Annotated in this window: 10 protein-coding genes; all 10 read left to right on the top strand. The window is 46.8% G+C overall.

Translation table 11 applies throughout. From position 1 onward, the window contains the following. Window positions 1–105: 105 nt before the first annotated feature. The 10 genes from remA (at window position 106) to rsgA (ending at window position 11,282) form a co-directional block, all read left to right on the top strand. Window positions 106–366, top strand: coding sequence for an extracellular matrix/biofilm regulator RemA (gene remA, locus CEG13_RS06245; RefSeq protein WP_100011013.1), 261 nt, complete (start codon window positions 106–108; stop codon window positions 364–366). Between the two features lie 88 nt (window positions 367–454). Continuing rightward, window positions 455–1,069: a guanylate kinase gene (gene gmk / locus CEG13_RS06240; RefSeq protein ID WP_100011012.1), complete on the top strand. Its 615-nt coding sequence runs from the start codon at window positions 455–457 to the stop codon at window positions 1,067–1,069. A gap of 1 nt (window position 1,070) precedes the next feature. Next, a complete protein-coding gene (gene rpoZ / locus CEG13_RS06235) occupies window positions 1,071–1,262 on the top strand; it encodes a DNA-directed RNA polymerase subunit omega (protein ID WP_100011011.1) in 192 nt (63 codons plus the stop codon). A 268-nt stretch (window positions 1,263–1,530) separates the two neighbouring features. After that, window positions 1,531–2,739, top strand: coding sequence for a bifunctional phosphopantothenoylcysteine decarboxylase/phosphopantothenate--cysteine ligase CoaBC (coaBC, locus tag CEG13_RS06230; protein WP_100011010.1), 1,209 nt, complete (start codon window positions 1,531–1,533; stop codon window positions 2,737–2,739). After that, a complete protein-coding gene (priA, locus tag CEG13_RS06225) occupies window positions 2,736–5,144 on the top strand; it encodes a primosomal protein N' (protein ID WP_100011009.1) in 2,409 nt (802 codons plus the stop codon). Before coaBC ends, priA begins: the two co-directional genes overlap by 4 nt. A gap of 32 nt (window positions 5,145–5,176) precedes the next feature. Further along, complete coding sequence (gene fmt / locus CEG13_RS06220) at window positions 5,177–6,127, top strand: methionyl-tRNA formyltransferase (protein ID WP_100011008.1); 951 nt, start codon at window positions 5,177–5,179, stop codon at window positions 6,125–6,127. Continuing rightward, window positions 6,120–7,469, top strand: a complete 1,350-nt coding sequence (rsmB, locus tag CEG13_RS06215) for a 16S rRNA (cytosine(967)-C(5))-methyltransferase RsmB (protein WP_100011007.1) — start codon at window positions 6,120–6,122, stop codon at window positions 7,467–7,469. The genes fmt and rsmB overlap by 8 nt, the downstream gene beginning before the upstream one ends. Window positions 7,470–7,545: 76 nt before the next feature. Next, complete coding sequence (locus tag CEG13_RS06210; protein WP_100011006.1) at window positions 7,546–8,310, top strand: Stp1/IreP family PP2C-type Ser/Thr phosphatase; 765 nt, start codon at window positions 7,546–7,548, stop codon at window positions 8,308–8,310. Continuing rightward, a complete protein-coding gene (gene pknB / locus CEG13_RS06205; RefSeq protein ID WP_100011005.1) occupies window positions 8,304–10,400 on the top strand; it encodes a Stk1 family PASTA domain-containing Ser/Thr kinase in 2,097 nt (698 codons plus the stop codon). The genes CEG13_RS06210 and pknB overlap by 7 nt, the downstream gene beginning before the upstream one ends. Next, complete coding sequence (rsgA, locus tag CEG13_RS06200) at window positions 10,401–11,282, top strand: ribosome small subunit-dependent GTPase A (protein ID WP_100011004.1); 882 nt, start codon at window positions 10,401–10,403, stop codon at window positions 11,280–11,282.

Genomic DNA, 11,282 nt, shown 5'->3' with positions numbered 1-11,282 from the left:
GAAAACTCAGGACTTAGCCACACTTAACGCGTGCGGCCATTGCCTGAATTTATACAGGATAAGAAAGCTTTTCTATTCTTATCTTGAAACAAAGGGGGAGCGAATTTGGGTCTGAAATTAATTAATATTGGATTTGGCAATGTCGTTTCAGCAAATAGGGTCATTTCCATTGTTTCACCGGAATCTGCACCAATCAAACGGATTATTACGATAGCAAGAGATAATAATAAATTAGTAGATGCTACATACGGGAGACGGACACGCGCCGTTATTGTGACGGACTCAGACCATGTTGTCCTGTCTGCTGTCCAGCCGGAGACCGTGGGACAGCGTGTAATCTCAAGTGAAGAAGAGGCCGACGAATAATCGTGGCGCATGATCGTTTTTGACAGACAGGTTCAAATAACTCCTGTTTTTAAAATGCGGAGGTTTTCCATAACTAGGAGGAAATACTTTGATTGATGAGAAAGGAATTTTATTTGTTTTATCCGGACCTTCCGGGGTCGGCAAAGGGACTGTAAGAAAAGCGCTTTTCGAACAGGATACCGATCTGCGCTATTCCATTTCTATGACAACAAGAAATAAGCGTCCCGGCGAAACAGAAGGAATCGACTACTTCTATAAGTCGCGTGAGGAGTTTGAACAGCTGATTGACCAAAATCAGCTGTTGGAATACGCAAAATATGTCAATAATTATTACGGGACACCAAGAAAGTATGTGGAAGAGACACTGGAAGCCGGTAAAGATGTTTTTCTAGAGATTGAAGTGCAAGGTGCTTTGCAGGTAAGGGAAAACTTTCCGGAGGGTGTGTTTATCTTTCTTTTCCCGCCGAGTCTGGATGAACTGAAAGAGCGGATCGTCAGCCGTGGTACAGAAACTTCCGATTTGGTGCTGAACCGGCTGAAGGAAGCGAAAAAAGAAATTGACTTAATGGATGCCTATGATTATGTGGTGGTGAACGATCAGGTTGACCTCGCAGTAGCCAAGATACAGGCAATCATTCAAAGCGAACATTTGAAACGCGAACGCATTGCAAAACAATACAAACGATTATTGGAGGCGGAATAATATGATGCTGGATCCATCGATTGATGAACTGCAGGAAAAAATCAAGTCAAAATACACAATCGTCACATTGTCAGCCAAACGGGCCCGGCAAATGAGCGAGACAAAGGAAACCCTGATCGATAACCCGAAATCCCATAAGTTTGTCGGCATGGCGCTGGAAGAAATTCTGGCAGAAAAGCTGACAGTAGATTAAAAAACTATTTATAGATGGTCCTTTTCTGATTTTTGCTGTGAAATAACATGCGCCGCGGAAAGCGAAGTGCATTTCCGGAGCGGCAGGCTAAGCTACTTTTTCATCAATTAATAACTGCAAATACAACAACAATCCCTGCTTAATTAAGCGGGGATTGTTGTTGTATTTGCCGTCTGCCTTTTTCTGGGCTGAGGGCAATCGAATTAGCATCAGAGCCATTTTATGTTATAACTAAGGGAGAGGAAAGATTGGGAGGCGGAAGAGAAAAATGTGGAAAGATAAAAATATTATGCTTGGTGTTTCGGGCGGAATCGCGGCATATAAAGCATGTGCGTTGACGAGCAAATTAACCCAGACAGGGGCTAATGTAAAAGTAGTTATGACCGAACATGCCGCTGAGTTTGTTTCTCCATTAACATTTCAGGCTTTATCACGAAACCCGGTTTATATAGATACCTTTGATGAAAAAGATCCGCAAAAAATTGCCCATATTGATGTGGCCGACTGGGCTGACATTGCCATCATCGCCCCTGCTACCGCAAACATTCTTGGGAAAATTGCAGGCGGCATTGCAGATGATATGCTGTCCACCATCATGCTTGCAACAAGTGCTGAAGTCTATATTGCCCCGGCAATGAATGTACATATGTATGCCCACCCCGCTGTGATCCGGAACATGAAACAGCTTGAGGAATGGGGGTATCATTTTATTGAGCCTGGAGCCGGCTATTTGGCATGCGGTTATGTAGGAAAAGGCCGCCTGGAGGAGCCCGAAAGCATCATCGAGGCGATTGGACGGCATCAATCCGCCTCAAGCATGCTCACAGGTAAGCGTGTGCTCATTTCCGCCGGTCCGACGAGGGAGCAAGTTGACCCTGTGCGCTTTTTCACCAACCGCTCATCAGGAAAAATGGGCTTTGCACTTGCAGAGGCTGCAGCTCTGTTTGGTGCGGAAGTAACTTTAGTTGCAGGGCCATCTGCACAGGCGGTTAATCACTCACGTGTTCGCCGTGTGGATGTAACCACAGCAGATGAGATGTATGACGTGATGCATCAATTTTTCCCGTCAAGTGATATTGTCATCAAGGCTGCAGCTGTTGCCGATTACCGGCCGAAACAGGTCTATCAGGAAAAAATGAAGAAACAGGAGAGCGACTGGCAGGTAGAAATGGAGCGGACGCGCGATATTCTGCAGTCACTGGGCGAGAAGAAAAAGCAGCAGTATCTTGTGGGGTTTGCTGCCGAAACGTCCAGCCCGCTGGAATACGGACTGCAGAAATTAAAGAAGAAAAACCTTGATGCGATTGTGATCAATAATATTGCCTCCAAGGGCTCCGGGTTTGACGGAGACACTAATGCCGTTACCTATGTAAATAAGCTGGAACAAAAAGAAGAAATCGAACTTGCTTCGAAACGGGAAGTGGCCGAAAAACTGCTGGGATTGATTGACCGGGACATGAAGGATGGATTTTCGTGAAGATAGCAAAAGTAATTGTCGACGTGCCGGCAAGTTCAATTAACCAGACGTTTGATTACCTCATTCCGGAGCGGTTTCAAGACATTTTGGCTGCCGGCATGCGAGTGATTGTTCCGTTTGGTCCGAGAAAAGTAATGGGATTCGTCGTCGGAAAAACGGATGAATCATCGTTCGGAAAATTAAAGGAAATCGAGGATGTGCTCGATTTAACACCAGCCCTGACTGGTGAATTGCTGGAACTCGGCAAATGGGTTGCCGAAGAGACACTGAGTCTTCATATCACTGCCCTGCAGGCCATGCTTCCACAGGTCTTAAAAGCACAATATAAAAAAGAACTCACGCGTATGGGAGAAGAGAGACTGCCGGATGCTCTGGAGGAGCTGTTTGCCGGCAGGGATGTTATTCTCTTTGAGGAATTCACTGCTTCATCTATCCCTTACAGTCAGCTGCAAAAGAGTGTCCAGGACGGGGTTATTTCGATTGAATACCTGGTGAAATCGAAAATTACCAAAAAGCAAGTTACGATGATCGAACCAGCAAAAGAGCCGCATCAGCTGGAGGAAGCAATGCAGGATTTGTCAAAAAACGCTAGAAAGCAGCAGCAGATGCTATTCTATTTTATCGATAACCCGGCTCCTGTAGAAAAAAAGCAGCTTTTAAAAATGCTTGATCTCACCGACAGTACGTTAAATACATTAATCAAAAAGCAATTACTTACAAGCAAGCGAAAAGAAGTATACCGCAATCCATACCGTGATGAAACATTCGCCGAAACTGTCGCACTTCCGCTGACTCCGCAACAGGAAGAAGCAATTGGGCTGATGAAAGACTCGATAGCTGACCGCCAGCATGATGTCTATCTTTTGCACGGGGTAACGGGAAGCGGCAAAACGGAAATTTACTTGCAGGCGATTCAGGATGTGATCGAGCAAGGGAAGGAAGCAATTGTGCTGGTGCCGGAAATTTCGCTTACCCCGCAGATGGTCAAGCGGTTTAAAGGCCGTTTTGCCGGCAATGTGGCTGTCATGCACAGTGCGCTGTCTGCCGGAGAGAAATATGATGAATGGCGCAGGATCCAGCGTAAAGAAGTTCAGGTGGTGGTGGGTGCACGGTCGGCCATCTTCGCCCCGTTTGAAAATATCGGCATCATTATCATTGATGAGGAACATGAAACGACGTATAAACAGGAAGACCAGCCCCGCTATCATGCCAGGGATGTTGCGATCCAGCGCGCCAAAACCCATGCCTGTCCCGTCGTGTTGGGCAGTGCCACTCCCACATTAGAATCTTATGCCCGCGCAAAAAAAGGAGTCTATAAGCTGGCTGTGCTCACCAAGCGGACAAATGAGCAATCAATGCCTGCGGTGGAAGTGGTTGATATGCGACAAGAGCTTCATGCAGGCAACCGGACGATGTTTTCCCGAAGACTGAAGGAGCAGATTGAAACACGCATTCAAAAAGGTGAGCAGGTGGTTCTCTTGTTAAACCGGAGAGGCTACTCCACTTTTGTCATGTGCCGGAACTGTGGCCATGTAAAGGAATGTCCGCATTGTGATATTGCTCTTACTTATCATAAGAACAGCAACCGGCTGAAATGCCATTATTGCTCCTATGAAGAACCAATGCCAATTAATTGTCCGGAATGTGCGAGCGATCTGATCCGCTATTTTGGTACAGGCACACAGCGGGTCGAAGAGGCGCTGACCCAACTTATCCCTGAGGCCAGCGTGATCCGCATGGATGTGGACACCACCAGACGAAAAGGAGCTCATGAAAAGCTGCTGAATCAATTTGCCAATAAACAGGCCGATATTTTGCTTGGAACCCAGATGATTGCCAAGGGACTGGATTTTGATAATGTGACGCTGGTTGGTGTGCTTACCGCTGATTCGATGCTGAATCTGCCGGATTTTCGTGCAGCGGAAAAAACATTTCAGCTTCTCACCCAGGTGAGCGGGCGCGCAGGCAGGCATGAGCTCTCGGGAGAGGTGACAATCCAAAGCTATACACCGGATCATTACAGCATTGAACTGGCAAGCGAGTATAATTTTCAGGAATTCTTTAAAAAAGAGATGGCCATGCGCAAAACGTTCTATTATCCGCCGTATGTATTTCTTGCCCTGCTGACCATTTCCCATGAAAATCAGGTCACAGCTGTGCAGACAACGCAAAAAGTGGTACAGATGCTTCTTGAAAAGGTGTCAGGTGATACAACGATCCTCGGTCCCACCCCTTCGGCCATCACGCGTGTGAAAGATAGATATCGCTACCAATGCATGGTAAAATATAGAAATGAACCAAACTTGCGTGAAAATATTAACGAAATCCTAGGGTCTTTTTCCGAAGAAATGCGCAAAAATGATCTGTTAATAACAGTGGATATGCAGCCATATCACCTCATGTAGCAAAATGCTCAGAAAGAAAGAAGGTATCGATCATGAAACGAATTGTGTTTATGGGCACCCCGGATTTTGCCGTCCCGGTTCTAGGGACACTGGCAGACTCGGCATATGAGGTCGTGCTTGTGGTTTCCCAGCCGGACAGGCCGAAGGGCAGAAAGAAAGTCATTACCCCACCGCCTGTAAAAGTGGAAGCGGAGAAGCGGCAAATTCCCGTGTTTCAGCCGGAAAAGTTAAAAAATGAATATGAAACCATACTGGAATATAAGCCTGATCTGATCGTGACAGCTGCGTATGGACAAATTCTCCCGAAAGCATTGCTCGATGTACCTGAATACGGCTGCATCAATGTCCATGCTTCCCTGCTGCCGGAGCTGCGTGGTGGAGCACCAATACATTACGCAATTCTTGAGGGGAAACAGGAATCAGGCGTTACGATTATGTACATGGAAGAAAAACTCGATACAGGTGATATCCTGACACAGCAGGCTATGCCAATCGAATCGGATGATCATGTCGGTTCCCTTCATGATAAACTCTCCCGGACTGGTGCCGATCTTCTTGCTGACACGCTGCCACAGCTGTTTGCGGGCAAATTGACGCCGGTTCCGCAAAATCAGGACAAGGCTACGTATGCCATGAACATAAAGCGCGAGCAGGAGAAAATTGACTGGAACCTGAGTGTACAAGAAGTCTACAATCACATTCGCGGCCTGCATCCATGGCCGGTTGCATTTACTTCATATAAAGGAAAGGTTATGAAAATCTGGTGGGGTGAACTGACTGCCCAGACCTTTTCCGGTAAGCCTGGAGAGATTGCTGAAAAAGAAGCGGATGCGTTTATCGTCATCTGTGGTAATAAACAAGCAATAAGGATAACCGACATTCAGCCAGCCGGAAAAAAGCGAATGACGGTCAAGGAATATCTGCGCGGCTCGGCCGATCGGATCGAAACTGGTGTTATCCTGGGGGAGCCACAAAATGAGTGATTTCACCGCAAGAAATGCCATGCTCGATATTCTGCTTCGGGTTGAGAAAGACAAAGGGTTCAGCCATCTTCTGATCGATCATCAGCTTCGTTCCGGCAAAGTGAATGTGAAAGATGAAGCCCTGCTGACAGAGGTTGTCTACGGAACACTGCAGCGAAAATATACGCTGGATTATTATCTGGAGCGTTTTGTCGATGCGAAAAAAAAGATCGCCCCGTGGGTGCGAATGCTGCTCCGTATGTCGGTTTACCAAATGGTGTTTCTGGATCGCATACCGGACCATGCGATTATTCATGAGGCTGTGGAGATCGCTAAAGAGCACGGTCACAAAGGCACTGCTTCGTTCGTCAACGGCGTGCTCCGCAATGTGCAGCGAAAAGGGGTGGCAGACCCGTCGGAAATCACCGATCAGGCAAAGAGGCTTTCCGTGATGACAAGTCATCCGATGTGGCTCGTTAAGCGCTGGATCTCTTTTTATGGATATGAGACGACAGAAGCGATGTGTCAAGCCAATCTGCAGCATAAAAACCAATCCATCCGCATTCAGCCGCTCCGGATCAACAGGGAAGAAGCGATGAAGCAGCTGCAGGAACAGCAATTTGACATTCGGCCTTCAAAGTTTTCAGCACAGGGCATCATCATTGACAAAGGAAACATATTAAAATCGAATTTGTTTAAAGAAGGTATGGTAACGGTTCAGGACCAGACATCCATGCTCGCTGCTGAAATGCTTGATCCCGAAACCGGCATGCAGATACTCGACGCATGCAGCGCCCCGGGAGGGAAAACTACGCATATTGCAGAAAAAATGAAAAACAAAGGAAAAATTCATGCCTATGACCTGCATCGTAAAAAGGTAAAATTGGTAGAGCAGAAAGCTGCTGAACTCAACCTGACGATCATTGAAGCAAAACCCGGCGATGCGAGAAATTTAAGGGAAGAGCATGAGGATGAGACGTTTGACCGGATTCTAATTGATGCTCCGTGTTCCGGACTTGGCGTAATCAGAGGAAAACCGGAGATTAAATATGATAAACAAGAAGAGGATGTAGAGCGGCTTGCTCAGATTCAGTTGGATATTATCCGTAGCGTCGCCCCTTTACTGAAAAAAGGCGGCAAACTGTTGTACAGCACATGCACGGTCGATATGAAAGAAAATGAAGACACAGTGAAACAATTTCTCGAGGGGAGCCCGGCATACGAGCTGGATCCGGATTTCCGTGCCAATCTGCCGGAAGAAATCAGAGATGCTCAGCCGTCGGGCAGGTACGGATTGCAGATTTTTCCCCAGACATTCGGGACAGACGGTTTTTTCCTAACGAGAATGATTCGAAAAAAATAAGTGATTCTTGTTCTTTTCCGGAGAAAATTGTGCAATACTTGAGACAGGAGAATCTTCAGGTTAAAGGGGTGATGGGATGAAAGGCCAATTTCTCACAGATACCGGCCAAGTCAGAGGACATAATGAAGATGCCGGGGGAATTTTTTACAATGCGGACGGTCAGTTTATGGCTGTGATTGCTGACGGCATGGGGGGACATCAGGCTGGTGACGTAGCCAGTCAGATGGCTTTAAAGCTGATTGGCGAAAAATGGCAGGAATGCAATGAGCTAAGTTCCCCTGAAGAGACGAAAGAATGGCTGGTTAAGGCGATTGCCGATGTGAACGAAACAGTCTATCAGCATGCACAGAACAACGAGGAATGTCATGGTATGGGCACAACAATTGTTATTGCCGTTTGCATTGATGATGTAGCCACAATTGCGCACATTGGCGATAGCCGCTGCTATATGTTTAATGAGGCAGGATTTCAGCAGATAACGGAAGACCATACTCTGGTAAATGCCTTGGTGCAATCCGGCCAGATTTCCAAAAAAGATGCCCAGGAGCACCCGCGCAAAAATGTGGTGCTAAAAGCATTGGGCACGGAGGATCAAGTCACAGCAGACGTTACTTCCATCGGGTTTGAACAAGGTGATAAATTATTATTATGTTCAGATGGATTAACCGACAAGATGGAGGACGAGGAAATAGCTGAACGCATCAAAGAAAACGATGGTGAGCTGCATGAAGCGGCTGAGCAGCTGATTAACCTGGCCAATGAACGCGGCGGAGAGGACAATATTTCCCTCATTATCATCGAGCATGGCCTTTTGGGGGAAGAAGGTGAAAGGGAATGCTGAACGGACACCTGTTAAATGACCGCTATCAACTGAACAAGACGATAGGCGGGGGCGGGATGGCCGATGTTTATTTGGCATGGGATACGATATTAAACCGGGAAGTTGCGATCAAAGTACTGCGGATGGAATACGCCAATGATGAGGAGTTCCTTGCCAGGTTTGACCGGGAAGCCCATTCCGCGATAAGTCTTGCCCATCCGAGCATTGTAAATATTTATGATGTCGGGGAAGAGGACAATATTTCCTATATAGTTATGGAATATGTAGAAGGGATGACGCTTAAGGAATACATACAGCAGCATGGCCCGCTTGATGTCCAGGAAGCGCTGGACATACTTAAACAGATTGCAGCCGCCATTGCCCACGCCCATGCAAATGATATTGTGCACCGTGATATAAAACCGCAAAATATCCTGATTGATTCCTATGGAGAAGTAAAGGTAACCGATTTTGGGATTGCTATTGCTTTAAGCGCCACTTCCCTGACGCAGACCAACTCGATTCTCGGGTCTGTGCATTATCTGTCACCAGAGCAGGCAAGAGGGGGAACAGCAACAAAAAAGTCGGATATTTATTCAATTGGAATTGTATTGTTTGAATTACTAACGGGGAGATTGCCTTTTTCCGGGCAGTCGCCTATTTCGATAGCCTTAAAACACTTGCAGAATGAAACTCCTTCTGTCAGGAAATACAATCCAGGGATCCCGCAGAGTGTGGAAAATATTGTACTAAAGGCCACTGCGAAAGATCCCTTCCACCGCTATGACAATGTCTATGACATTTCAGATACACTGGAGGGTGCGCTTGATCCGGACAGACAGAATGAGGCGGTATACACTCCGCCGGTTGAAGCAGGGGATGAAACAAAAGCTATCCCGGTGATTACGGATGACAGACTGGTGACAAACAATGATCAGGAAACCGTGGTTCACCAGGGAGACGCTGCCACAAAAAACTTTTCAGCAAAAGGGGAAACTTCTGCCCCTCCTGCAGACGGTAAGAAAGAAAAGAAGAAGAAAAAGAAGAAAAAACCGAAGCAGAAACGAAAGAAAAAATGGCTGATCGGACTTGCCGTGTTTGTATTGTTGCTTGCAGCCACCGTGACAGCACTGTTCGCTTATCCAGGGTTTCTGCTGCCGCAGGATGTAACCATTCCAGATGTAACAGAACTCGAGGCAGATGATGCCCAAGCACAACTGGAGGGTTTGAATTTACTTGTGGAACAAGAATCAGTCTTTTCCAATGAATTGGAAGAAGGACAGGTTACAAGAACCAGTCCCCAGGCGGGAGATACGGTAAAAGAAGAATCACAGGTTACTCTATATGTCAGCCAGGGCCCGGAAACCGTGGCGTTTGATGATTACGTCGGCAGGGATTTCAGCCAAGTGGACCGGCTGCTGGCCGGACAAGGATATGAAGTGATCCAGTATGAACAATACTCCGACAGACCTGCGGGGGAGATCATCACACAAATTCAGCCCGAGCCTGACAGTGAAGTGGTTCCAAGTGAGACAAGAGTTATTTTTGAGGTAAGCATGGGTCCGGAGCCGGTGACTTTGAGTAATCTGGTTGGTATGACAGAACAGGAAGCAAGGACATATTTGGAAAATAATAATCTGACCATGAATGTTACGCAAGAAAGTTCTGACACAGTCCCCGCGGGTGAAATAATCCGGCAAGACCCTGCCGCAAACGCGGAAATTGAAGATGGCTCAGCGGTACAGGTCTATATTTCCACAGGTCCAGAGGAATTGCCGCCTGCATCCCATACGATTACCTATACGGTACCTTATGAGCCCCCGGAATCGGAAGAGAACAATGGAGGAGAAGGATCTGGTGGAGAGTCTGAAGAAGGGTCCGAAGAAGGATCTGAAGAAGAATCCGCAGAACCGGTGGAGCAAACCGTCCGCCTCTATATTGGTGACATGAATAACGATATTTCAGAAGTCTTTCAGGAAGAAACGATTACCGAAGATACGGAGTTCACCTTTACACTGACTATTCCGTCAAACGAGACGGCAGAGTATTTAATAATGCGGGACGATGAAGAGCTTACCAGCCAGACAGTATCATATGAAGAGGGTGAATAAATGGCTGACGGCAGAATTATCAAAGCTTTAAGTGGTTTTTACTATGTGCAGTCCAGCGGGCAAATCTACCAGTGCAGAGGCAGAGGGCTTTTCCGTAATAAAAAAATCAGTCCCCTTGTCGGTGATTTTGTTGCATTTGATATCAGCGGACCAGAAGAAGGATATATAACAGAGATCAAGCCGAGAGAGAATGAACTGGTTCGCCCGCAGGTTGCGAATATTGACCAAGCGATTATTGTCAGCTCGGCCACCAGTCCGGACTTCAGTACGATGCTTCTGGATCGGTTTCTTGTACTGATTGAATCCAAGCAAATCAGGCCGCTCATATTCATTACAAAAATGGATACTCTCGCAGAAGAGGATAAAAAGGATATAGAAGCATACCGAAGCAGCTACCAGCAAATCGGGTATGAAGTAGAATTACTTTCCTCCAAAGAGCCGGATTTGCTGCCTGAAATGAAGAGCCATTTTAAAGATCGGGTGACAGTATTTGCGGGACAGTCAGGTGTGGGAAAATCTTCTCTGCTCAATGCGTTAAATCCCTCGCTCCTCCTGAAGACCGCGGAAATTTCGAAAAGTCTCGGCAGGGGCAAACATACAACAAGACATGTAGAGCTGGTGAGGGTTTACGACGGCTGGGTGGCTGATACGCCCGGTTTCAGTGCTCTGGAGTTCGGGGATCTGAATTCAGAGGAATTGCCGGATTGCTTTCCGGAGATGGAAGAGCGGAAGGGGGCATGCAAATTTCGCGGATGCCTGCATAACAAAGAGCCGAAATGTGCTGTCAAGCAAGCGGTGGAGGATGGAGAAATCCCCCGCTTCCGCTATGAGCATTATCTGCATTTTTTGGAAGAGATCCAAATGAGAAAGCCGAGGTATTAA

The sequence above is a fragment of the Lentibacillus sediminis genome (genome assembly GCF_002763455.1).
GTDB classification, from domain to species: Bacteria; Bacillota; Bacilli; order Bacillales; family Amphibacillaceae; genus Lentibacillus_D; species Lentibacillus_D sediminis_A.
The sequence above is the reverse complement of the archived record's forward strand: the minus strand, read 5'-3'. Positions and strand labels throughout refer to the sequence as shown.

Coding starts and splice junctions, on each gene's coding strand:
- rpoZ (WP_100011011.1), top strand. CDS start 1,071: ATGATGCTGGATCCATCGATTGATGAACTGCAGGAAAAAATCAAGTCA.
- coaBC (WP_100011010.1), top strand. CDS start 1,531: ATGTGGAAAGATAAAAATATTATGCTTGGTGTTTCGGGCGGAATCGCG.
- fmt (WP_100011008.1), top strand. CDS start 5,177: ATGAAACGAATTGTGTTTATGGGCACCCCGGATTTTGCCGTCCCGGTT.
- rsmB (WP_100011007.1), top strand. CDS start 6,120: ATGAGTGATTTCACCGCAAGAAATGCCATGCTCGATATTCTGCTTCGG.
- CEG13_RS06210 (WP_100011006.1), top strand. CDS start 7,546: ATGAAAGGCCAATTTCTCACAGATACCGGCCAAGTCAGAGGACATAAT.
- pknB (WP_100011005.1), top strand. CDS start 8,304: ATGCTGAACGGACACCTGTTAAATGACCGCTATCAACTGAACAAGACG.
- rsgA (WP_100011004.1), top strand. CDS start 10,401: ATGGCTGACGGCAGAATTATCAAAGCTTTAAGTGGTTTTTACTATGTG.